Raw genomic sequence first — 25060 nt, forward strand, 5'->3', positions numbered from 1 at the left:
ATTCCGATGCGATCATTCAATAACAAAAGCAGTGCCGAGAGAATCATATATGGACTAATAGCTTACGTACTAAACAACCCAACGGATATGCCAAATACAGAATTTACACAAAACCCTTGACAGTATGTCTTTCGTCCAACAAAGCAGTCAAGCTTGACAAGTTGCCGTCGATTCTATATCATAAGGATACAAGTATGCGCGGAATATCGTGTCTGCATCGGCAACCGATTGCGACAGAAACAATTATCCGATGGGTGGGAAAGTGACCGAAACTTGGGACATTTGCAGTGTTCTATGGGTAAAAGCAGCCTGACTGAGAGGACGAGGATGCCGGCATTTCACAAAGCCTCAGCCGCAAAAACGATACTGCTTTTGTTTATCGGCTCCCTCCTGCTGCCCGGCGCATCGTCTGCCCAAACACCGCTGTTGGATCTTGAAGTAATCGATACGTTGGCCAGTTCCGGCGCCCAGAATGTACCCATCTCTGTCTACATGAATAACTATGAAGATACGGTGGCCGGGTACTCGTTTTGGCTCCTTCTCAGCCGACCTGATATTGCATCGTTCCAACTGACTTTCGATACAGTGGGGACTTTGTCTTCAAGTTGGGAGCTGGTGCAGGTCAATCACCTGGGCGGACAACCGTTCAACATCAAAGTAGTAGCGGTGGCAAACTGGCCGCCTCCCCCCACCACGCCCGGAATCGCTCCTCAGCAAGGCGGGCTTCCGCTTATCAAACTGCTCATTGACATTCAGGATATCCCGGATACGACCACCAACCGCACGGTGGACATTATTGTCGCCCACGCCAACCTCTCGGAGTTTGCCTTCTCCGATCCGGGTGGTACGGTTATCGGAACGGTTCAGGATTCGGTGCTGGACACTGCCTATTTCGAGTGCACCTTTTGGCAGGATGAAACCACCTGCCTGGAATGGACAGAGGTAAACCCGGGGGCTCCCTATGATTCATCCGAGATATACTGGCGCACTTTCGCCGTCCTGGATACTACCCGGGTGCAGGTGCTCGACGGCTCCATAACCATCACCGGCGGCTATGCCTGCGGCAATATCAATAATGACCCCGAGGGAAACACTGACATCTCCGACTTGGTTTACCTGGTCGACTGGATGTTCACCGGTGGACCTGAGCCGGTCGCTCTGATGTCGGCCGACTGTAACGGTGATGGTCTGAACGATATTTCTGATTTGGTCTGGCTGGTGGATTTCATGTTTACCGGTGGTCCAATGCCAATATGTGGAAAATGAACGAACGGATTACGACATAGTTGTAAAGTGCCTGACTTATTGGTGCAACCATTGCAAAAGACATGTTTGAACGCGGTGAAAGACGGCCTTTGAACCCGTTTTCGATTGACAAATCCTATGCTGTTGAGTATCTTAGCTATGTCTGCAAATAAGCCTGGCTACGAAATGCGATGACACTGCTTCCGAGGAATCTGGTGAGGCGAGCAATTTATTTCGCGGCCGCCGGGCTGGCCATTTTGGCTGTTTTTGGGGGAGTGGCCTTGGAGCATCCAAGCGCCATGGATCAACCCAACCCCGGTGACGTGGATATTCATAACCTATCGGACTGCGGATTACAATTCACCGCGAATCATGGTCAGTATCATGACCAGGTGTTGTATCGTGCCGATGCCGGCGGGGCTGTTATCTGGCTGACGCAGAACGACGTGTTCTACCATTTCACCAGGCTGGTTCCCACTGCCGACACGGCCGAACTACCTCTGGAATCCGGGCGCCAAAGTTCTGAACGATCCGACCGTCTCGCTTCTCTGGTAGTCAGAATGAGCTTGCTTGGTGCGCAGAGCGGCGGTAATGTCGGTGGTCAGGTGGCGCTTGGCTCGTTCACCAACTACTTTTTCGGCGATGATCCCCAAGGCTGGCGGACAAATGTACCCAACTACCGAGAGGTTGTCTACCAACAGGTTTATCCCGGGATTGACCTGAAATTCAAAGGTAGTTTTGCCCACCTTGAGTACGACTTCATAGTGTCTCCATTGGCCGATCCCAGCCAGATCAAGGTGCAGTATCACGGAGTCGACTCGCTGAGTATCGACGGCTCGGGTGATTTGATTGTCAGCACCGCATTCGGTCAATTGCGGGAAACGAGACCGTTTACATACCAACTTGACGGTGAAGACCAGGCTAGTCTTGAGGTAGACTACGTCCTATTGAGCGACAACAGTTTCGGGTTTGACCTGGGTCCCGGATATGACTCTACCCTCCCTTTGGTTATCGATCCTGTTTTGTCCTATTCCGGATTCGTAGGTGGTGGCGCCAACGACTATGGGCGCGGCACGGCCATCGACACTTTCGGTTGTGCCTATCTCGTAGGTTATACCAACTCGCTTGACTTTCCATTGGCCGCGGCTATAGACAGCACCTACAACGATACCACGCCGTCGGCTCATGACGTATTCGTTCTCAAACTGGCCACCACAGGAGACTCGCTGATTTACAGCACCTACCTCGGTGGCGCCGAAGCAGATGATCGCGGCTTTGGAATCGACGTGAACGGCCAGGGCGAGGCATACATTACCGGCGTGACTAAGTCCGGTGACTTCCCGACGGCCAACGCCGCTCAGGCTGCTAACGCCGGGGGGCAGGACGCATTTCTGGCAAAACTGTCCTCGACCGGCGATGCCTTGCTCTACTCCACTTTCCTGGGCGGAAGCCTGGATGACGTCGGTTCCGGCGTGGCGGTCGACGAGTCCGACCGCGCTTTCATTGTCGGCAACACCGGGTCGGACGATTTCAACCTTTCCTCCACACCTCTTGATGATGCTCTTGACGGCTTGCAGGACGCTTTCATGGCACGGTTCAACCCCACCGGCGCAATCGAAGTCAGCACCTATCTGGGCGGCACGGTCAGTGACTACGGTGTCGGTGTGGCCATCAGCCCCGACTCGGCCGCCACGATCACCGGCTATACATCATCCGGTGACTTCCCGACGGTCAACGCCTATGACTCCGTTTATAACAGCGGGACGACTTTTGGCGATGTCTTTGTCGCACGGTTTGACACCACCGGCAACAGTCTGATCTACAGCACCTACCTGGGCGGCACCAGCGACGATCTGGCCTTGGCCCTGGCCGTCGATCAACTTGGCAGCGCCTACATTACCGGCTACACATTGTCCTCCAACTTTCCCGTCCTCAATGCCTACGACTCAGTATTTCAAGGGTACTTGATGGTCTTCATCACCAAGCTGGGTCCTGCCGGTGATTCGATGGCCTTCAGCACCTTTTTGGGCGGATGGAATGCCGACTTCGGCACTTCGATTGCCGTGGATCAGAACGAGGAGGTCTATGTAACCGGCGCCACCAATTCTCAGAACTTCCCCACAGTGGAAGCTTTCGACCCCACCTACGGTGCCGGCTATGACGGCTTTATAGCCGCCTTGAGCGACGACGGCGACTCTTTGATATACTGCACTTTTCTTGGAGGCATTGGCGGGGATGATTTCCCTTATGGCATCCGTGTCGACACCGGACTGAATGCATACGTCGGCGGCTATACCGGGTCGGTGGACTTCCCCACCCTCGATCCGTTTCAAGACTCACTTTCCGGCGGCTTTGATGCTTTCGTCACCAAACTGGCCCGGATCGAATATGTCTGCATCGATTCCGACGGCGATGAGTTCGGCGATCCAGGACATCCCGAGAACCATTGCCCCGATGACAACTGTCCCAGTATCTTTAATCCCGACCAGGAGGACCTTGATGGGGACCTGGTAGGTGATTCGTGTGACAACTGTTTCGATATCTCCAACCCGGCCCAGACCGACACCGACCTGGATGGCATTGGCGATCCATGCGACACATGTACCGATTCCGACGGTGATGGTTTCGGAGATCTTGGTTTTCCGGGCAATACCTGCGCCGCTGACAACTGCCCGACCATCTATAATCCCGACCAAGAAGATGCCGACGGCGATGGTATCGGTGACAGTTGTGATGTGTGCACCGATATCGATGGCGACGGCGCAGGCGATCTCGGCTATCCGGCCAACACCTGCCCTCCGGACAACTGTCCGGACGTCTACAATCCCGCCCAGGTCGATTTCGATGGGGATGGATTTGGCGATTCCTGCGACAACTGTCTGCCCATTTTTAATCCGGCGCAGGAGGACACGGACGAAGATTTGGTTGGAGACTCTTGTGATACCTGCACGGATACCGACGATGACGGTTTCGGTGATCCGGGTTTCCCGGCCAACACCTGTGGTCTGGACAATTGCCCGCTGGTCTACAACCCCAGCCAGTCAGACGCCGACAGCAACGGCGTGGGCGATGCGTGCGATGCCGGATGCTGTGTGACACCGCTGAGGGGCAATATCGACTTCGACGTAGGAGATGTTATCGACATATCCGACCTGGTCTATCTGGTAGCTTATTTCTTCCAGGGTGGTCCCCAGCCGCCTTGTGCGGAAGAGGGAAATGTCGATGGTGATGTCGGTGAGACCCTTGATATTGCCGACATGGTCCACCTGGTTGACTATATGTTCAATGGCGGACTTCCCCCCGGCAACTGTCCCGCCGCCCCTTGAGCGGCGGCGCCTTTCAACGCGAGCCTCTACAAAAAACTCCCCATATTCGCAGGCCGGAGCCGCTTCTGGTTTTGCCGCCGGAACCGCAGGGTCACACCCACCTCTGGTGTGCAGGACCCTGCTGAACCTGCAAGGTGGAACCGCCAATCCGCCCGCGGTGAACACACTGCAAGACTGTTGACAAACGCCCGTATCTAATGTGGTGTAGGGCGACCCCGCCCGACACCTGCCGTTTCACCCACTGACTGTCAGGCGAGTCGCCTGACAGCACCGAACGCCCAACTCCGGGTGCAGGACCCTGCGAAACCTCTACAAAAAACAGATCCTTCCCGCCAGTGGGGACTTGTCGATCCAACCTGATCCGAGCTATATTCCGGCTATGACCGATGCTCCACCAACCAAAGAAAACTATGCGCTCTCAAAGTGCTGTTCGCCAAAGCCGGATTGCGAAATAGTCGGATACTACAGCCACGATGGAAAGTTGCTGAAAGTCCATCGGGCGGATTGCGACAATTTGCAAAAGGCCGATCAAACGCGATTGGTCTCTCTGGCCTGGCCGGAAATCCTGGCCGAAAAACCGTTCACACCAGAAGACGACTACCGTGATCTGGACGAGCTGGACTTCCGCATCCTGGCCCACCACGACCAATACGGGGTCGACTACTCGCTGGCCATGGCTCGTCTGGTGGGTGTCGACAAGCAAACGGTTTTCGAACGCCATCGCAAACTGCGCGGCATGAAACTGCTGAAACGAGTGGAGCCGGTGATGATCCAGTATCGCAAGGGCGTGGTCGACAATAAGTGGATCAAACACCGCAATCACACCTACTACGATCTGACCGCCAAAGGGAATAAGTACCTCGGCTATTGGGGAAGACATCAAAGCTGATCAGGCCGACCTGTCCGGTGCCTCACCGACTGGCAGGGTGGGTCGGTCTTCGCCTGTGCGCCGCGGCGTGGACCCGCCGATTCGTCAGGACCACAATGGTTCTGACCTACGAAGACTGACTTTTCAGTGAACAAAGAGTGGATTCCGACGTTTACTATCTCATGTGACCCGAATAGATTCGCTTGCGAATTCGCGGCGGGATCGGCTTATTGGGCGGATGTGAAATAGAGAGTAGTTTCGAGTATATGATACCTGGTCCTCTAAAGGAGAGTTTATGCAGTTGAGGAGAATCTTCGAGATCACGCTGGTCGCAATTACGCTCCTGGCGTTCGTCGGCAATGTCGATGCCAAGCGCCGCGTGCGAACTTTCGGTGACAAAGAGAAGTCATCGGAAACGACCAAGAATAAGAAAGACACCAAGAAGACAGACGAAAAACCGTTTGCCGAGATGATCAAAGACAAGGTGGCTATTGAGGGTCTGTTCACGTTCTATCATGACACGATCGACAACAGTTACCTGATGGCTGTCAAGCCGGAACAGTTTGGCCCCATCTATCTGCTGGGACTTACCCGTTCGGCATCGGAAGGCGCCTATTTTGACAATGGCACAATGTCGAGCACTTTTCCCTTTTTCTTCAAGCGCGTCGGCAAAAAAATCATGCTGATGGAAAAGAACCTTCGTTTTCGAGCCGATGAAAGTTCACCACTTAAACGAGCCCTGGACAGAGCCGTTTCCGACCATCTGCGGTCATCGACCACGGTTGCTTCCAAACCGGATGACTCGACCGGCGCTATCTTAGTAAAACCGGCGGAGTTTTTCCTCAAAGACATCACCAATATCGGGTATTACATGAATCGGGGACTTAAGACAGGTCTGAGTTTCGACAAAGGAAACAGCTATTTCGAGACAGTGAAGGGTTTCCCCGAGAATACCGAGATCGATGTGCGGTTGCACTTCAAGACCAGCAAACCGATCTCGGCGTCAACTATGCAGAATCCGTACAGCATGTTCCACGTCTATCATTATTCGCTGTCGTCACTGCCGGAAACCGATTATATGCCTCGTCTGGCCGATGACCGCATCGGCCACTTCCAAACCATCTATCAGGACTACACCAACCTCGACGAAGAGACACCTTACGTTCGCTATGTCGAGCGCTGGCACCTCAAGAAAAAAGACCCCACCGCCGCTCTCTCTGAGCCGGTGGAACCGATTGTATTTTGGGTAGAGAACACTGTTCCCGAAGAGTACCGACCGGCAGTGGTGGATGCGATTGAATTCTGGAATCCAGCCTTTGAAAAGATCGGTTTCAAGAACGCACTGGTGGCCAAACAGATGCCGGACACGGCCGACTGGGACCCCGCCGACACTCGCTATAATGTCGTTCGCTGGATGATCATTCCCGGTGGTTCCTATGCCGTCGGTCCCAGCCGCGCCAATCCGTTTACCGGACAAATCTATGATGCCGACATCAGGTTCTCTTCGGACTGGGTGCGCTACATGTACAATCGGATGGAGTATTTCATCGATCCGGTTTCGTTTGATGGTTCCACACCCGGAGAGACCGGATTCGACGAGGTTGCACCGGAGCTTGAGGGTATTAACAACTATCGCATGTGCAACTACGGCGCCGAGGCGGCCAAAGAGGCGGCCTTTGCGTCTGCTTATCTCAGTGTAGCGACGGACGACCTGGCCGACAAGGATGAGGCGATCAAGAAGTACGTGCGCACCTACATCACAGAGATTCTCGCCCATGAAGTAGGCCACACTCTGGGACTCAGGCACAATTTCAAAGCGTCCAGTGTCTACACCCTGGATCAGATCAACGATACGGAGTTTGCACGTGAGCACGGCACCATCTGTTCGATAATGGACTACGGTCCGCCCAACATCGCCGGGCCGGGTCGTGTACAGGGTGATTTCTACTCGACAATACCGGGCGCCTACGACGACTGGATGGTTGAATATGCTTATTCGGAATTCGATGCCGCCACGCCGAAGGAAGAACTTCCCATGCTGGCCGTGATAGCCGGTAAAGCCGCCAAACCGGAATTGGCCTATGGCACCGATGAAGATGCTTTTGGCTGGAGTACGCGTTCGGTGGACCCCTATTGTAACCTGCATGATGCCGGTAACGACCCGCTTGGTTTCGCTCTGCACCGGATAAGTCTTACTCGTGAACTCTGGCACAACAGTATACCGACCTTTGAAAAACCCGGCGCGCGCTACCAAAAACTGTACGGCGCCTTCCTGGCCGGATGGCGTTCCTACGGCGAGCTGGCCTTGATCGCACCCAAGTATGTGGGCGGCATAACGCGTAACAATCTCCACGTCGGCGATGCACCCGGCAAGCCGCCGTTTGAAGTTGTCCCGGCTTCCGACCAGCGGCGAGCGGTGGCCGCGTTGCGCGATCATTTGTTTGCGGCCAATGTATTCGATCTGCCCGATGGACTTTTGAACAAACTGCAGCCGGAGCGTTTCCCGGACTTTGCCTTCTCTGTGTATGGAAGATCGGTGGACTATCCTTTCCATCAGCGGGTGCTGGCGGCTCAGAACACAGCCCTGGCCAGATTGTACAGCTCGGCCGTCATCGGACGGCTGTTGAACAACGTCGACCGGTTCGGCGCCGACGAGGACAAGTACACCATGCATGACATGTTCACCGAGGTGCGTCGAGCTATCTGGAGTGAGGTCACGGGGCCTGCAAACGTCAACAGTTTCCGACGTCAGTTACAGCTTGCCCATCTCACCCGGATCATCGGTATATATTTGAGCCTGCCATCGCAGTATCCGTCGGATGCGCGCACCCTGGCCGCCAACGACCTGGATATTCTCAGTAGAGCGGCGCGAAGCGCGGCCGGTGCCGGCAACCTCAATGCTATGTCTCGGGCGCACTACAAAGAGGTGGTTCGCCAGATCGAAGCGGCCAGCAACGCCAGCCATTACTACGGTTCGAGTGTGATAAGGCGGTAGTGCTATGGTCGTGCATCAGTCAGTTCCGGCACGCTGCAGTTCGGTGGATTAGGCGCGCAAAGCGCGAGAGACACGGCTTGGCCGTGTCATGCCGGACCTGATCCGGCATCCAGTTCAGGTTTCGAAGACTGGATACTGGCCTTCGCCAGTATGACAAAGGACGAACAGTCTTGTGGTCTTGCAGGGCAGAACCGCTTCTGGTTCTGCCTTCTTTTATGGTGTTGCGCTGGGTCCTTTCCCGCTGAAGGCGGGATGAGACCCTGCGCGTTCTGTGGTCAGCATCCAGTAGGTCGGGACCTTTATGGTCCCGACATCAGCGTCAGGACCGCAAGGGTTCTGACCTACAATTGCAGCATCGTGATGTAGTTGTTACACGTCGCCGTTGGGGACGTTGTAGAAGGCTTTAATGTAGTTCCAGGCATCGACCGCTTTGTCGGCGTAGACAAATAGTTCGATATCCTCAGGCGCGATCGTACCCTGCCGCACCAGGAACTCGAAGTCGATCAACGAACGCCAGTATTCCTCGCCAAACAATACGATCGGCAACGGTGCCACCTTTTCTGTCTGCACCAAAGTCAGCGCTTCGAACAATTCATCCAGAGTGCCGTAGCCGCCGGGGAAAGCCACCAGCGCCTTGGCCCGCAGCATGAAATGCATCTTGCGAATCGCAAAGTAGTGGAACTTAAAACATAGCTCCGGCGTGATGTAGGGATTCGGTTCCTGTTCTTCCGGTAAGGTGATGTTCATACCGACCGTCTTGGCGCCGACATCGAAGGCGCCCCGGTTGGCCGCCTCCATGACACCGGGTCCGCCGCCGGTCACGATGACGTATTCATTCTCGTGGTTGGGCCGGTTTTCCTCAGACACCAGGCGTCCGAACTCGCGCGCTTCATCATAGAATCGCGACTTGGCCAGAATATTCTTTGCGATGTGCAGTTTTCTTTTGAGAGTACCGTCGGAAGGCTTTCGGCGCAGTCTGGCTTCGGCTGTTTTGACCCCGGCTTTGGCATCTTTCGGCTCCACTATCCTGGTTCCGCCGAAGACTACCAAGGTGGATTTGATCTTCTGGTCCTGCAGCAGGATTTCCGGTTTCATCAACTCCATCTGTAGCCGAACCGGACGCGAATAATCTTCGGAGATGAAACCCTTATCGTAGTATGCTACCTTGTAGGCAGGTGAGCGTTCCAGGCGAGCTTGCAGTTTCTCTATATCAGGTGGTTTCTTTTTAGCCATACAATTGATTCATCCTGTGTGGACGAGCTACTGATGCAATGTTGACGATCCGGCGGCGGTTCACGACGCGACCGGGTCCTTGAAATGTTCTTCCAGCGGTACCGACGATGACACGCCCAGGCAGATACCGAGTGATTGCGCCACTTTCAGAAGGGGATGGTCGGGCGCCACGGTGCGGACTTTTCCGGCCACATCTTCTATCGGCACCGATATCATCTGTTGGTTTTGCAGGCCGACCATCCGACCAACCTCGCCGCGAGCAACCAAGTGGACAGATTCCACACCATAGCGCGTAGCCAACAGTCGATCAAAAGCGCTGGGCGAACCACCCCGAAGCAGATGGCCCAGAATAGTAACCCGGCATTCGATATTGGTCAGACCTTCTACCTGGGCGGCGACACCGTGCGATACACCGCCGAGCCGCTTGGCATCCGGCGAGGTGGCAATGGTGCGCGCCACGGTCATCTCGCCGCCGACCGGTGAGGAACCTTCGCCGACCACCACGATCGAAAAATTCTTACCGCGTGCATTGCGTGTTCGCACGGCATCGCACACCGCCTCAATGTCATAAGGAAACTCCGGCAACAGGACAATGTCGCCGCCGCCGGCCAGGCCTGAGCAAAGCGCCAACCAGCCGGCATAACGCCCCATAACTTCGACGATCATGACCCGATGGTGGGATTGCGCCGTGGTGTGGATTTTGTCGATAGCATCGGTTGCGGTCACGCAGGCGGAATCGAATCCGAAGGTCACCTCGGTGCCAAAGAGATCATTGTCGATAGTCTTGGGGACACCGACTATAGGGAGCCCCAATTTCATCATACCGGCCGAGGCGGCCATAGTGCCATCGCCGCCGATAGCGATCAGGGCGTCAAGACCCAGTGATTCGAAATTGCGCACGGCCTGGCTGGATCGATCAAGGTAAATATACTCCTCCCCCTGGAGCACCGGAAAATTGAAGGGGTCGGCGCGGTTGGATGTCCCCAGAATAGTGCCCCCTTGGGCCAGGATTCCGGACGCATCACCCAGATCGATCCGACGGTAGCGGTTCTCAATCAAGCCCTCGTAACCGTCGGAAAAGCCGATTACTTCGAGGTCGTAATCGTTGTGAGCCGTCTTGACAATAGCTCTGATGACAGCATTCAGACCCGGGCAATCGCCTCCGCCGGTGAGAACGCCGATTCTTCTGATTTCCTTGTTCATCGTGATAATTTACCAATTCGGTTCACGTTTGGAAACTAATAACTTCCCCCCATTTTGTCCCTTGGGGAGGTATATCTGAGTTTTCGGCATATCGATGCCCTGCTTTACCAATGACAGGCCCCGACCGTGCGCGGCCTGTTGAAACAGACCTGGTTGGATGGTGGTGTCGGGCGACCCCGCCCGACACCTCATCTTCCAGGTCTCCGGCCGTCAGGCGAGTCGCCTGACAGCACCTGCCCAGCCTCACCCGTACCTGCCGGCCATAAAATTCTTGTTGTTTTGGACGATATATGTTAGTAGCAAACGGGGTTATAGCGCCAAGCAATACGTCACAAAAGGAATTCGATGCGAGTAAAACAGTTCCTGGTCCTGCCGCGACTACCAAAACGAATCCATGCACTTCAGGAACTGGCTCAGAATCTCTGGTATTCCTGGAACTGGGACCTGGTCAAGCTGTTTATCCGACTTGACCCGGAAATGTGGGAGGCATGCTACCAAAACCCGGTCAAGATGCTGTCACGATTACCTCAGGAAAAGCTTGAAAAGGCGGCCAAGGATGATGGCTTCGTAGCCAGTCTGGATCGTGTCCACCAGAAATATCGCGAGTATCTCGATCGCAAAAAGTGGTTCGAAATCAACTATCCCGATAACAACGGCGGACGGCTGGCCTATTTTTCACTCGAATACGGCTTGGACACCGGGCTGCCGGTTTATTCCGGCGGATTGGGCGTGCTTTCCGGTGATACCCTGAAGTCTTCCTCGGACCTGGGATTACCGGTCGTGGCCGTGGGTCTGCTTTACCGCTACGGCTACTTCCGTCAATGGCTCTCCAGCGACGGCTGGCAGCAGGAACGGTATGAAGAAAACGACTGGTACCACATGCCGGTACAACTGGTCAAGGGACCGGATGAACAGCCGCTCCGAGTCGGCGTTGAAATCGATGGTACACCGGTGCAGATTCAAATATGGAAAGTCATGGTCGGTGTAACGCCGCTGTATCTCTTGGACACGAACATCGGAGAAAACCCCACCAAGTGTCGCGAAATCACATCGGTACTTTACGGCGGCGACAAAGACACCCGTATGAGGCAGGAGATAGTTCTCGGTATCGGTGGCGTGCGGGCGCTACGGGCCATGGGGATACAGGCGGACGCCTATCATCTCAACGAAGGGCATTCCTGGTTTCTGACCCTGGAGCGCATCCGCATCCTGATGCAGGAGGAGCACCTCACATTTGCTGAAGCCTCGCAGTATGTCTGGTCGAGCACAGTCTTCACGACCCACACGCCGGTCCCGGCCGGCAACGAGAGATTCGACCCGGTGCTGGTACACAGGTATCTGGGCAAGTTCGTTTCCGAGTTGGGGCTGGGCTGGAAAGATTTCCTGGCTTTGGGGCGCGTTTTCCCCAACGATGAAGCCGAACCGTTCTGCATGACGGTAGCCGCCCTCAAACTGGCTGCCTTTGCCAACGGTGTGTCCCAACTGCACGGTAGTGTTTCGCGCCACATGTGGCACAACATCTGGCCGGACCTGCCCACCGAGGAGATACCTATCGGCGCCATTACCAACGGCGTGCATCCGGGGTCATGGATATCGCACGATCAAAACGAATTATACGAAAGTTATTTTGGCCCCGACTACGTTGAGAAGCCCGGACAATTGGATACCTGGAAACTGGTGCACCGCATCCCCGACGCTGAACTGTGGCGCATTCATAATCGCCGACGGGAACGTCTGGTGTTTTTTGCGCGCAAGCGGCTCAAACAGCAGTTGATGCGCCGTGGCGCCTCGCAATTGGTTATCCAGCGCGCCGATCAATTGCTCGACCCGCAGATATTGACCATCGGTTTCGCCCGGCGCTTCTCGACCTATAAACGCGGTAACCTGATTTTCTCCGACCCTGAGCGTCTGGCCAAGATCGTTAACTCAGAAGACTGTCCGGTGCAGATTCTCGTGGCCGGCAAAGCGCATCCTTTGGACACGCCCGGCAAAGAAATCATCAAACAGATGGTCGAGTATACTTCCGAGGAACGCTTCAGGCATCGCGTTATCTTCCTTGAGGACTACGACATTAACGTCGCCCGTTACCTTGTCCAGGGTGTCGATGTCTGGCTGAACAACCCCCGGCGTCCTTTGGAAGCTTCCGGCACCTCCGGCATGAAAGCAGCGTTGAACGGCGCCCTCAATCTGTCGATCCTCGACGGCTGGTGGGTCGAAGGATACGATGACAGCACCGGTTTCAAAATCGGCAACGGCGAGGAGTACGATAATATTGAAACGCAGGATCATTTCGACGCTGAGATGCTGTACAACACGCTGGAGCGCGAAGTGATTCCTATGTACTATGAGCGCAACGAAATCGGTCTCCCCACCCAGTGGCTGGCCAAGATGAAAGCCACCATCCAGATGGCTGGTGAACGCTTTTCCACCCAGCGGATGCTCGAAGATTACACGCAGCAGTTTTATCTGCCCGCTATCGAATCGGGACAACGGATGCGTGAGGATCAGTACCGACTCACCCGCGAAACCACCGCCTGGATCAGCCGAGTCGGCAGCAACTGGAACAAGATCGGTATACGCAATGTCGATGTGCCCGAACTGGAATCGACCCTCTTTGTCGGACAGAAATTTCCGATCACCATCGAGGTCCTCCTGGGTGACATCAGTCCTGATGATGTCGAGGTGCAAATAATCTCCGGTCGACTGAATTCACACGAAAAGATTCAAGACTTCCAGCCGGCCGCAGCCGTGCCGACCGATGCCGGTAGTCAGCCAGCCGAGGACGGCGTCTATGCTTTCACCGGCGAGGTGACCTGTTCAGAGTCGGGCCGATTTGGAATCACGGCGCGCATCATCCCCAAGAATCAAAACCTTCCCCACCCGTTCAAGCCCAAGCTAATAAGCTGGTGGTAGCGATAAATGGCCCATAAATGGGTTCTTCGCGCTACGCGCGCTACAAGTGTCACCCTGAGCGCAGTCGAGGGGTGAATCTATCGTGCAAAAACCAGCCCCAAACAAGGTTTGAGACGGCCACCCGAGGAGCGGACTGGATTCCGGGTCAAGGCCCGGAATGACTGAGGGGCGGCCACCCGGTTTCGGACCAGGGGGTCCGACCTACTGTTACTGCCGCAATAAAAGACCGGATACTGGTCTTCGCCGTTATGACAGACATGGGTCAATCGGTGTTTGTGGAGCACGAGGCAGACCGAAGAGAAACCCGCGAAGCGCGAGTTGTCGGAACCCGCATGTGGCGGTCCTTCGGACCAGGGGTTCCGACCTACTGTTACTTCGGGACAGGTGTCCTGACCTACTGTTACTGAACTCACTGTACAAGCCAACTCATTCGGTATTCCATCGACTCTTCTGTTTGAGAGATAACTCCTCACCGAATTCCTTAGCCACCAGGTGGGCAAGCCCCTGTATTGCTTCAACGATCTCTTTCTTGAATAAGTCACCGCCGCGGGACCTGAATTCACCTACAGTGTAACCCTTCCTATAAAAGTCATCTGATGAAATGGCCCTCCGCATCAGGAGCTTGTTCCCTTGAATGTCTATAACGGAGACATCAGCAGTTATCACAGCACTGGGGCTCACTCCGCCGCCGTAGGCCGCAAGTCCATATAGGAAGTTTAGTTCCAAAACCCAGTCGGCACCGAGCTTATCGTTGAGAACGGTATAGTCATTGATTTTCGTTTTTCTACCGACTTTCTTTCTTGGGTATTTGTCAACTCCCAAATTGTCTACATCCATAGGGCTGACAGTTTCAAAGCCCATAACAAAGGTCTTGGTGAAATCCTCGTCGAAAAGTTTTTTTATCGGAAGATCCGAGACGGCCATTCTAAGCATGTCCGGGTCGCCGCCTAACGACGATCTCAAGTTTGCATCGATGACACCACCAATGATCAGTGTCCCCAGAATGCCGGTGTTAGCATATCGACCCTCCTTCAGACTCTTAATCATACCGCTGTGGTCAATTACCTGCAACTCTTCGTCCTTCATTGATGTGACAATGGCCAGTTTTTTGATCTGTTGTGTATCCTCCGGTTTCAGCAGGTTGAACTGTTTGGCCGGTACGCCGCATCCTGTGATCATGTAAGTTGCAAAGAGCCCCAGGATCGTTATGGTCAAATTGTATTTCATCTTCTTACTCTCTGCCTACTTGTGCACCGAAGTCGGCAGATGTCATTTGTTTTGCTCAACAAACTTACCCACAGCCACAGCCAGTTGGTCATCTTTAAGAACGGATGCGATCACATCGTAGAGCGCTCTATTAATGATCTGCTCGTTTTGAACCGTTACATCCATCCCGTCGAGTATCGATTCAACATGACTTTTCTTGACATCATACCATAAGTTCACATCATGAATCCTATCGATCAAAACAACATCGAATTCTATGTCTGCTTCCGAATGCTGAGGAACCAAACCTGGCGTAAATTCCTGCACCCAGAAGACGTTTATTCTGCCCTTGAATACCAAATCGGCTTCGGCTTCGTCGAAAACCACGTTGAATCCCGACTCGGCGAATGCCCCACGGAAGGCCAGCGCGGATAGCTCGACGAGACTATCGTCAATAATGATGGGCGACTTTTTGTCGGCAATGCCGGTTTTCGCCTCACCGATTACATTATGGGCAACGCCGGTTCTCAGATCAGTGAATCTCTCAACGAAAACACTTACCTGCGCAGCATTGGGGATTGATGAACTGGGCGGGGTCCGCAGATAGTAATCCAGTCTGACTTTGCTGTATTGAGAACCACAGCCGGCCAACAAGTGAAAGGTGCAGATAACAACGACGTAGAAGACCGGTGATTTCACTTTTCTTTTCATCCTCTGTAACACCTCTCAATGAAAGATAGAGTTTGACCTTATCCGTTCAAAATCCGAATCTGCAGGGCGTCCTGGGCGGGGATCATGGCTAACCAACTCAATGTACGTATCGCCCACGGACAGGTCAATGGTTTAGTATAGTAGGTCAGGAGCACCAAAGGCTCCTGCAGGTTCTGGGCCACCCTGCCTTTACCTCTGACATACAAGGTCCTAATCGATGAGGGATGTATTGCACCATTTTATTCTTGACACCCGCGTGAATCCCCAGCTTATTGTTGATGAATTAGGGATAACCCCGTATTTGATTGAGACTCAACCTCCGGGGTCCGTTTCCCGGTAGGCAAAGCCTGAGAGGAGGTGTTGGAGTGGCGCAAAGGATGAAAGTCCAGATGAGGTTTCACCCTGAACACATCATGTACTTGGTCATCGTTGACAAGATGCTGAAGAAGTGGGCCAACGTGATGAAGGTCAGGCCCACCGACAAGTTCTTTGACATGGTGCATGGGCATGTTGTGGATCATGCGGTCAGAGGTGTCGAGCCCCCGAAGCAGATTGCGGCGGCGATCCTGAATATCGCCGATGACATGATGTCTGGGCGCGATGTGGTGCTCAGGGCCGGTGACTATATCAGCCTGATGGACTACGCGAGGAAGACGAGAAAGCTCTAACAATGTTCATCAGCCCGGGAGGAAGAGACAAATCCTTTCTCCCGGAATCTTACCCATAGTGATTTCGGTTTATGTGAGGAGTTTTTGTCGTAATGACGTTTGAAGGTTTTCCGCTCGTTATCGGTTTGGAGTTGACGCTTGAGTGCAACCTGAAATGCAAACACTGTGCGTCGTCAGCCGGGCAACCTCGCCCTAAAGAGCTAAAACTGGATGAGATACTGAATATCTGCGACGACCTCCCGGATCTCCTTGTTCAAGAGGTTGATTTCACCGGAGGCGAGCCGTTGCTACGCACCGACTGGCCGATTATCGCCGCGCGTCTCGGCGAGTTGGGTATATCGGTCCGGATGGTCACCAATGGCGTACTCTTGGAGAAGAATATCCCGCCTCTTTTGGATTCCGGGATTGCCACCGTTGGTGTCAGCCTGGATGGTTTGGAATCCACTCACGATCTTATCCGCGAACGGCCGGGACTATTCAAACGCCTTATCTCGGGCATAGAAGCGTCACTGGCTGCAGGCATCCCGACGGCCGTACTCACGGCTGTTAATGATCTGAATGTTTCGGAACTGCCGACGCTGCTGGCCTTCCTCCAACGCCTGGGCGTTCGGCATTGGCAGGTCCAGCCCACGTTTTCGCTAGGTCGTGCTCACGAGGGAAGAGTGAGTCTATCGGAGTCCTCGTTCCTGGAAATGGCCCGGTTCATAAAACGCAACTCCAACGGGGGCAAAAATGATACTGTCAGCCTGATGCCCGCGGACGGCGTTGGTTACTATACCGATCTCGACACTCGGGATCGCCCATGGGCCGGCTGTTCTGCCGGCAGGGCGTCGTGTGGCATTACGAGCGACGGTAAGGTCAAAGGATGCCTTTCGCTTCCGGACGACATGATCGAGGGCGATCTGCGAACCCGGGACTTGTGGAGTATTTGGTTTGACGATACCGCCTTCAGTTACAATCGGTGTTTTTCGCCGAAGGACCTTGGCAAGAACTGCTCAGGCTGCGAGTTTGGCGAGCAGTGTATGGGAGGTTGCCTGGTCATGTCGCACTCAGCCACCCAGCAGTTTCACAATGATCCATACTGTTTTCACAGTATAGCCGCCCGTCACAGGTCCCTTGCCATCTGACAAATAACCATCCAAACCTACTATAGCTGTCCCTGAAACCCGGAGAGGAAGATTGTCGAAACCTCGCTTCGCGAACCCTTCGGGTCAGGGGTTCCGACCTACGAAGAGAGGCCTTCGCGGACCCTCGGCTGCGCTCGGGGTGACATGAATTGGCGGGTTCACGCCACGGCGCGCAGGCGAAGACGGACCCGCCCTACAGGAAAAGATGGATTCCGGGTCTAGGCCCGGAATGACACCCATAAATGGGCTCTTCGCGCTTCGCGCGAGATTCGAGCGAACAGCCGAATTACCCATATTTCCTTTGACTTTCTCACGGTTTAAGTCCATATTGCCGATAGAGATAAATTGTGTGCGTGAATTCAAACCGCCGTGAAGGAGGTGGAACTGGTTGACCGGAGTTAAAGTACGGGACGATGAGTCCTTCGAGAGAGCACTTCGCCGCTTTAACAAATTCTGCGAAAAAGCAGGGATTCTTACAGATATCAAGAAGCATCAGCATTTTGAGAAGCCGTCCGAGGCGCGCAAGCGCAAGATGGCGGCTGCCAAAAGGAAATCCAGGCGCTCTAAATTCAAAGATGATCGCTACTAATGTCACTCTTTGAAAGAATAGATAAAGACACGATTGAGGCCCTGAAAGCAGGGGAGAAAGACCTTCTCACCCTGCTTCGGGGCCTCAAGTCTGACCTCAAGTACGCTCGGCTTGACAAAGGTGACGACCTGACCGATCAGGACGTCATCGGTGTGCTCGCTTCCCAGGCCAAAAAACGCCGTGACTCTATCGAACAGTTTGAGAAAGGCGGACGTGACGATCTGGTTGCAAAAGAGCGGGCCGAACTTGAGATCATTACCACCTACCTGCCTAAGCAACTAACCGAAGGCGAGTTACGCGAAATAATCACCAAGGCGATCAGCGAGACCGGGGCCGAGTCACCCGCCCAACTCGGCGCTGTTATGAAGATCGTTGTGCCGCAGACCAAGGGACTGGCCGACGGTAAACTGGTCAGTAAATTGGCCCTGGAAATCCTTGCCAACTGATTAAAAAACTCCCTATATTTCGCCGATTACGTAACCCCGAAGTGGGAGTATGTCTATGAATTGGGTTGATGCCGTTTTGATTATACTACTTTTGACCGCCGTGGTGGTTGGTTCCAAGAAGGGGCTTATTCGCGAACTGATGGCTTTTGTGATCTTTTTTGCTGCCGTAATCGTGTCGGTGACCTACATCGATCACTTTGCCGTTTGGGTCTACGATCAGGTGGGCGGGTCGCCGGTAATCTCAGCCTTTTTGGCCTTTGCAGTTCTGCTGGCTCTGTGCTACGCCGCTTTCAAACTCCTGGGAATGCTGTTCTATCGGATAGCCAACCTTAAACAGTCGGGCCGCAAGGACCAAATGGGCGGTGCGCTGATTGGCTTCTTGCGCGGCTGGGTGGCGGTTGGGTTTTTGACTTTCATGGCGTTTCTGTTGCCGATGCCGGATGGGTTCTACCTGGCCTTTGAGTCCTCTATGTTCGGACCGGTGATGGCCAAGACGATACCGCTGATGTACGAAGGGACTTCTCCCCTGCATCCGGGCAACCCCAGTTTCATGGGACAGCTGGAGAGGACTCTGTTGGTGGCGCCGGTCGAAGGTAAGCGCAGCAACAAAGCACTGGACGAACATCGCATACAGGTGCATCGTGTGCTTTACCAAATGGAGAGATTCTTCACACCCTCATTGGATGATGAGACCTGATTTGGCTTTGATTTCTTCGACGGATTTCTATATTAGAGCCGACCCTGGGTCGGCTTTTTTAATGGCATCTGGAAACCATGATTGATGAACACACGACAGAGACATTAGAGTTCTCCAAAGTTATCGCCCTTGTCTCAGGCAAATGCCTGACGCGCTTCGGACACGAAGAAGTGGCTCAGATCGCTCCTTTGCGTGGTCGAGAATTGATCGAACGACGCTTGGCCGAGATCAGCGAGATGAAAGATGTCATCCAGTTCGGAGATGCCTTCCCGCTCTACCGTATGGAAACCGACTGCCGCGAACTTCTCAAAAGATCAGAGGTGGAAGGGAACGCGCTCGACGGGAAAGAGATTCTGGAAGTACTCGAACTGGTGATCGTGTCGATCGGCCTCAACGAATACGCTGCCGATGACCGTGAGAAGTATCCTCTGCTCAGCGAATACCTGGAGGGTACGCGCGCATTCCCTGAGATGCGAACCCTGATCAACAAGGCTATCGACGAGGAAGGCTATGTCCGCGACAACGCCTCACCCAAACTGCGGACGATCCGCCTGGACTTGGCCGACAGCCGGCGCAAGATAGTGGCCAAGCTGGAGACGATACTGACCAGGCGGGCCAAGCAGGCGGGCTGGCAGGATGATGTCGTCACGCAGCGCAACGACCGCTATGTAATCCCGGTACCCTCCAGCCTCTACCAATCGGATCGGGGAATCTTGCATGACCGCAGCCAGTCGGGTGCGACGTTGTATGTGGAACCGAAAGAGACGGTGGAACTGAACAACCGGATCAATCTGCTGATGCAGGAAGAGTACGCAGAAGTTCAACGTATCCTGCGTGAATTGACAGCCGAGATCGGTCGCCGTAGTGCATCGTTAATCGAAAACACTCGCATGATAGGTCGTCTGGACCGGATTCATGCCTGCGGACTGGTATCCCACGAGATCAAAGGTCACGGGCCGGAGATCGTGGATGAAGCTGAGATATCATTGGTCGAGGCACGTCACCCCCTGCTGATCGTACAACTTGCCGACATCAAGAAAGTGGTGCCGACCGATTTTTCACTCGGCAACGGACGACAGGTGGTCCTGGTAACCGGTCCCAATACCGGCGGCAAGACAATTGCTCTCAAGACTATCGGCTTGTCGCTGTTGATGACACTCTCCGGGCTGCACATTTCAGCCGGTGAAAAGTCGCGCATCGGTCTGTTTGACAATTTGCATGCCGACATAGGTGATGAGCAATCGATTGAACTGTCGCTGTCCACTTTTGCATCGCATGTCAGGAACATCATCAGCGGCTTGCAGGCGGCCTCATCCCGAACGCTTTTGTTGTTCGACGAAATAGGCGCCGGTACCGATCCCAAAGAAGGCGCCGCCCTGGCCGAGGCCATCATTCTCTACGCTGTCCAAAAGGGCGCCTGCCTGGTGGCAACGACCCATTATTCACAACTGAAGACTCTGGCCATGGATCATCCCGAAATCGAAAACGCATCGCTTGAGTTTGATCGCGAGACGCTTGCTCCCACCTACCGCTTGCATCTGGGCCTGCCGGGGTCCTCCTACGCTATCGAGATCGCCGGTCGCCTGGGCATGCCGAGGTCGATCTGTGAACGAGCAGCCGAATTCTGCGGAACTTCCGAGAGGTCCCTGGCCGACCTTATCGCAACTATCGAAAAAGAACTGGCTACCATAAAACAGGATCGAAAAGAACTAACGGAGAGACTTAAAGAAGCCCGGGCTCTTGAAATCTCAAACCGTGCCCGCTCGGAACAGTTGCAAGAATCGGGCGACTCTGCTATCGATGATTACCTCATTGAGACCGAACAGTTTCTCAACGACACGCGGCGCGAAGTCGAACGACTGGTGGCCGATATTCGAGGCAGTCAGGCATCCAAAGAATCCGTGCAGGAGTTCCACCGCAATCTGAAAAAGAAACAGAAACAACTCCTGCAAAGACAGCGGGGCCCAAAAGAAAAACCGACTCCGAAAGCTATGGTAGCTGTGGGTGATGCCGTGCAGGTGCTCTCACTGGACAAGAATGGTGAGGTGGTGCAGCTGATCGGTAACGATAAAGCCAAAGTTCGGCTGGGTAATGTAACAACCACCGTGCCGCTCAGGAACCTGGCTTTGCTCGACAGTTCCGGTGAGCGTACACTTGAGTCCAAGCATGTTGGTCACGCCCCCAATGAAGATGTCAGCCCGGAGATCCATTTGCGAGGAATGACGGTCGACGAAGCGATGGAGGCGCTCAACCGTTTCCTGGATCGTGCCGTGGTGGCCGGGTTGCAACAGGTCTACGTGATCCACGGCAAAGGAACCGGCGCCCTGCGCAAGGGATTGACCACGTTTCTGAAGAACCATCCCGAAGTGGCCTCGCTCAGGCTGGGTGACTGGAATGAAGGTGGCTCGGGAGTCACCGTCGTAAAACTGAACACATAGTATGATCCCTCCGGAAACTATCGAGCAGGTTCGTCAAGCCAACGATATCGTTCAGATCATCGGTGAGTATGTCAGGCTGAAAAAACGGGGAAAGAACTTCCTGGCCCTGTGTCCTTTTCACACCGAGAAGACACCGTCGTTTTCTGTCTCTGAAGACAAGCAGATATACTACTGTTTCGGCTGTGGCAAGGGCGGTAATCTCTATACATTCTTGATAGAGCATGAACACATGTCCTTCGTCGAGGCCGTTCGCCACCTGGCCGGGCGGGCCAATATTATCATTCGCGAAGAACGTGCTTCCGACGGCCGACGTGAGGTGCTGGAACGAATTGGATATGCCAACCAGGTGGCCGTCGAGTATTATCAAAGGGTCCTCCGGCTTGCAAAGTATCACAACGTTCTTGAGGACTACCTCAAGGGGAAACGCAACATCACAGACGAAGCCATTGAGCACTTTCAAATGGGACTGGCCGGGGATAGCTGGGACGGTTTGATAAAGCATGCCGCATCAAAAGACCTGAACGCCGAAGAATTGTCCAAGGCCGGGTTGACTTTGTTGTCTGAAAAAACGAAGAACTACTTTGATCGATTCCGCAAGCGTCTGATGATTCCGATCCACAGTCTCAGCCGCAAGCCGATTGCCTTTGGCGGACGCACGCTGGAAAAGGGTGAACCGGCCAAGTATATGAATTCGCCCGAAACTCCGCTGTACCAAAAGAGCCAGGTTCTGTATGGACTCAATCTGGCCCGCGACGACATACGCAACTCCGGCGCGGCCATTGTTGTCGAGGGTTACTTCGATGTCATCGCTCTGTGGCAAGTTGGCTTTAAGAATGTTGTAGCTTCATCGGGAACCGCCTTCAGCGCCCAGCAGGCCCGGTTGCTGGCCAGGTTCGCCGAGGAGGTCTACCTCTTTTTCGATGCCGACTCGGCCGGTCGACAGGCGGCGCTGAGATCGGTGGACCTGCTTTACGATGCCGGTATGGAAGTGAAGGTGATGACACCACCGACCGGTGAGGACCCTGATTCGGTGGCCAGGCAGTATGGTCGCGATCGTCTTGAGGAATTGCAGGCGGATGCAATAGGATACATCGAATTCCGGGTACGAGGACTGGACATCAGCGAGGTCGGCATTATCGGCAAGGAAAAACTGGTCAAGGAACTCGCAGCGGTGGCCGGTAAGATAGCCGACCCCACTCGTCGTTCACTGTTCTTGGCCGAGGCGGCCGACCAACTTCAGGTCGACATACAATTGTTGCGACAGGGTCTAACGCCTTCCCGGACGGAACAGAATACGGAACGGCCAAAGCGAATTTACAACCCGGACGAGTTTGAATTCCTGTCACTCTTGCTCAACAACCCGGGTGCTATTGATGACATAGCGGAAAAAGTCGCCCCGGATGATTTTGACTCCAAACAACTATCACGCCTTTACATGGCCGTGATTGAACAGTACCGCTCAGGTGGTGTAGTCGATGCACGCCGGTTGATTGATCAGGCCGGCGACGCCGAGTTCGCCTCACTTATCACTCAGCTGGCCGCACGCGACTGGCCGCCCGACGACCTGGAAGGACAGGCCCATAAAGCGTTGGCCGCTCTCATGTCATCGAAGAGAAAACGCATTCGCAAACAACTGCGGGATGAACTGTCGGCGGCGGAAGCGGCTGGTGACAATACGAGAGCCGATCAGTTGTTGCGCGAAATCCGGAGTTTCGATCAGGATGCTGACTAAACTCTGCATAGAGAACATCGCTCTGGCTCAAAAGCTGGAACTGTCGTTCGACATGGGGATGTCGGCCCTGACCGGCGAGACCGGCGCCGGAAAATCGGTCATCGTGACGGCGCTGTCGTTGGCCATGGGAGGACGCGCCGACAAGGAGTTTCTCAGGCACGGCGCGCAATCGGCTGAGGTCACGGCTACTTTTGACCTGTCCGGTCAACCTCCGAAGTTCAAAAAGACCTACGCTGAGTTTGTCCGGAACGATCATCTCACTTTGCGTCGGTCCATCTCTCATGACGGCGGAGCTAAATCCTGGGTCAATGGGAAACGGATTGGTCTGGCTCGGTTGAAGCCGCTGGCCGCCGACCTTGGCGAAATCCTCAGTCAGCACGCCAACCAATCGCTCATGAACGAAGACAATCATCTTGGCTTTCTTGACGGACACGCCGGGCTGACCGAACTGGCTGAGACTACGGGCTTGGCCTTTACCGAGTGGCGAACGGTCAATGATGAGCTTTCAAGACTGAAGAATCGTCGTGACCAACTGATTCAACAGCGAGAGCTTCTGTTGTTTCAAAGGGACGAGATTGAAAAAGCATCCTTGTCGGTGGGTGAAGAAGAGGCACTGCTGGCCGAGCGAAAAATCCTCGACTCGGCAAGAACTCTGATGACCTCGGCGGCCTTGATTGGCGATCTCATGGACGGCGAAAGTGGATCGATCAAGAGTCACATGACCGCTCTGCGTTCGGAGTTGGACAAGATGACGCAGATTGACCCGAAATTGGACGATCAGGTTTCCGAATTGTACGATCTCGACGTTCGGCTCGAAGAGCTCCGCCGGGCTATTGAACAATACGGTGGGTCTATCGCCGACGATCCGGTCCGCCTGGAGGAGATCAACACCCGGCTGGATGAGATTTATCATCTCAAGAAGAAGTACGGCGGCTCAGAAGAAGCAACGCTGATGACCCTTCAGAAGATTGTCGAACAACTTTCCAACCGACCGGACACCGACAGTCTGATCGCTCAACTTGAAACCGAGAACGAACAACTTCGGTGCAAGTTCAGCGATCTGGCCGTCTCCCTTTCAAAGAAACGCCGCCGTGCGGCCCGGATACTGGAACGTCAATGTGTCAAGGAACTGAAAGAACTGGCCGTCACCGACGCCCTGTTTGTGATCGAGTTCGTCGTGCAGGATGACCCCGAAGGTGTGATCCTGGGAGACCGATGCCTGCGCCCGTCCGAATGTGGATTGGAACAGGCTCGCTTCATGTTCAGTGCCAATCCGGCCGAGCCGCCGCGACCGCTGGTTAAAACCGCCTCCGGCGGTGAGGTGTCGCGCGTGTTACTGGCTCTGAAATCGGCCGAGCAGACCAAGAGTAGAGTGGGACCTTCGCTGTTGGTGTTTGACGAAGTCGACTCGGGGATCGGTGGTCAGGTGGCTAACGAGGTTGGCAAGAAGCTCAAGAAGCTGGCCCGTGGGCGTCAGTTGATAGTGATTACGCACTTGCATCAGATAGCGCGTCAGGCCGACCATCACTATGTCGTAGAAAAGACTCTTTCTGACGATCGCAATGTTATCGGTGTGAAACGACTCGATGAACGAGGTGTCGAAGCGGAGCTTGAGCGAATGGTTGCGCTTCCATCGGTAGAGTAGGCTGGTTCGACTGTATCA

The 25060-nt window shown here is 54.3% G+C and carries 17 protein-coding genes; 13 read left to right on the forward strand and 4 right to left on the reverse strand.

Annotated elements, in window-relative coordinates:
• Positions 1–327 precede the first annotated feature (327 nt).
• The 4 genes from OEV49_16420 (at position 328) to OEV49_16435 (ending at position 8434) form a co-directional block, all read left to right on the forward strand.
• Positions 328–1266, forward strand: coding sequence for a hypothetical protein (locus OEV49_16420; GenBank protein ID MDH3892650.1), 939 nt, complete (start codon positions 328–330; stop codon positions 1264–1266).
• A 194-nt stretch (positions 1267–1460) separates the two neighbouring features.
• On the forward strand, positions 1461–4571 hold the full coding sequence (locus tag OEV49_16425) for an SBBP repeat-containing protein (GenBank protein MDH3892651.1): 3111 nt from the start codon (positions 1461–1463) through the stop codon (positions 4569–4571).
• Positions 4572–4914: 343 nt separating this feature from the next.
• Positions 4915–5460 (forward strand): DUF2250 domain-containing protein, encoded by a 546-nt coding sequence (locus OEV49_16430; protein ID MDH3892652.1) that lies wholly within the window; start codon positions 4915–4917, stop codon positions 5458–5460.
• 274 nt (positions 5461–5734) lie between these two features.
• Positions 5735–8434 carry a zinc-dependent metalloprotease gene (locus tag OEV49_16435; GenBank protein ID MDH3892653.1) on the forward strand — a complete coding sequence of 900 codons (2700 nt, stop codon included), beginning with the start codon at positions 5735–5737 and terminating at the stop codon, positions 8432–8434.
• A gap of 369 nt (positions 8435–8803) precedes the next feature.
• Here OEV49_16435 and OEV49_16440 read toward each other — a convergent pair whose 3' ends face one another.
• Both OEV49_16440 and OEV49_16445 read right to left on the reverse strand, forming a co-directional pair.
• Complete coding sequence (locus tag OEV49_16440; protein MDH3892654.1) at positions 8804–9667, reverse strand: TIGR00730 family Rossman fold protein; 864 nt, start codon at positions 9665–9667, stop codon at positions 8804–8806.
• Positions 9668–9727: 60 nt separating this feature from the next.
• Positions 9728–10870 carry an ATP-dependent 6-phosphofructokinase gene (locus OEV49_16445; protein ID MDH3892655.1) on the reverse strand — a complete coding sequence of 381 codons (1143 nt, stop codon included), beginning with the start codon at positions 10868–10870 and terminating at the stop codon, positions 9728–9730.
• Positions 10871–11215: 345 nt separating this feature from the next.
• Here OEV49_16445 and glgP point away from each other — a divergent pair, with 345 nt between their 5' ends.
• On the forward strand, positions 11216–13783 hold the full coding sequence (gene glgP, locus OEV49_16450; GenBank protein ID MDH3892656.1) for an alpha-glucan family phosphorylase: 2568 nt from the start codon (positions 11216–11218) through the stop codon (positions 13781–13783).
• Positions 13784–14209: 426 nt separating this feature from the next.
• Here glgP and OEV49_16455 read toward each other — a convergent pair whose 3' ends face one another.
• Positions 14210–15010 carry a hypothetical protein gene (locus OEV49_16455; GenBank protein ID MDH3892657.1) on the reverse strand — a complete coding sequence of 267 codons (801 nt, stop codon included), beginning with the start codon at positions 15008–15010 and terminating at the stop codon, positions 14210–14212.
• A gap of 42 nt (positions 15011–15052) precedes the next feature.
• The gene (locus OEV49_16460; protein MDH3892658.1) at positions 15053–15700 is read right to left on the reverse strand and encodes a hypothetical protein; all 648 of its coding nucleotides are present in this window, start codon (positions 15698–15700) and stop codon (positions 15053–15055) included.
• 377 nt (positions 15701–16077) lie between these two features.
• Between OEV49_16460 and OEV49_16465 the strand changes: the two genes are divergently transcribed.
• The 8 genes from OEV49_16465 to recN all read left to right on the forward strand — a co-directional run bounded on the left by OEV49_16465 (position 16078) and on the right by recN (position 25042).
• Positions 16078–16368: a hypothetical protein gene (locus tag OEV49_16465; GenBank protein ID MDH3892659.1), complete on the forward strand. Its 291-nt coding sequence runs from the start codon at positions 16078–16080 to the stop codon at positions 16366–16368.
• A 92-nt stretch (positions 16369–16460) separates the two neighbouring features.
• On the forward strand, positions 16461–17495 hold the full coding sequence (locus tag OEV49_16470) for a radical SAM protein (protein MDH3892660.1): 1035 nt from the start codon (positions 16461–16463) through the stop codon (positions 17493–17495).
• 388 nt (positions 17496–17883) lie between these two features.
• Positions 17884–18084, forward strand: a complete 201-nt coding sequence (rpsU, locus tag OEV49_16475) for a 30S ribosomal protein S21 (GenBank protein ID MDH3892661.1) — start codon at positions 17884–17886, stop codon at positions 18082–18084.
• On the forward strand, positions 18084–18530 hold the full coding sequence (locus tag OEV49_16480) for a GatB/YqeY domain-containing protein (GenBank protein ID MDH3892662.1): 447 nt from the start codon (positions 18084–18086) through the stop codon (positions 18528–18530). The genes rpsU and OEV49_16480 overlap by 1 nt, the downstream gene beginning before the upstream one ends.
• A 55-nt stretch (positions 18531–18585) precedes the next feature.
• The gene (locus OEV49_16485; GenBank protein ID MDH3892663.1) at positions 18586–19227 is read left to right on the forward strand and encodes a CvpA family protein; all 642 of its coding nucleotides are present in this window, start codon (positions 18586–18588) and stop codon (positions 19225–19227) included.
• Positions 19228–19304: 77 nt separating this feature from the next.
• Positions 19305–21665, forward strand: a complete 2361-nt coding sequence (locus OEV49_16490) for an endonuclease MutS2 (GenBank protein MDH3892664.1) — start codon at positions 19305–19307, stop codon at positions 21663–21665.
• A 1-nt stretch (position 21666) separates the two neighbouring features.
• Positions 21667–23397 carry a DNA primase gene (gene dnaG / locus OEV49_16495; protein MDH3892665.1) on the forward strand — a complete coding sequence of 577 codons (1731 nt, stop codon included), beginning with the start codon at positions 21667–21669 and terminating at the stop codon, positions 23395–23397.
• Positions 23387–25042 carry a DNA repair protein RecN gene (gene recN, locus OEV49_16500; protein MDH3892666.1) on the forward strand — a complete coding sequence of 552 codons (1656 nt, stop codon included), beginning with the start codon at positions 23387–23389 and terminating at the stop codon, positions 25040–25042. The genes dnaG and recN overlap by 11 nt, the downstream gene beginning before the upstream one ends.
• Positions 25043–25060: the final 18 nt, after the last annotated feature.

This window comes from Candidatus Zixiibacteriota bacterium (assembly GCA_029860345.1).
Taxonomy (GTDB): Bacteria; Zixibacteria; MSB-5A5; order GN15; family FEB-12; genus JAJRTA01.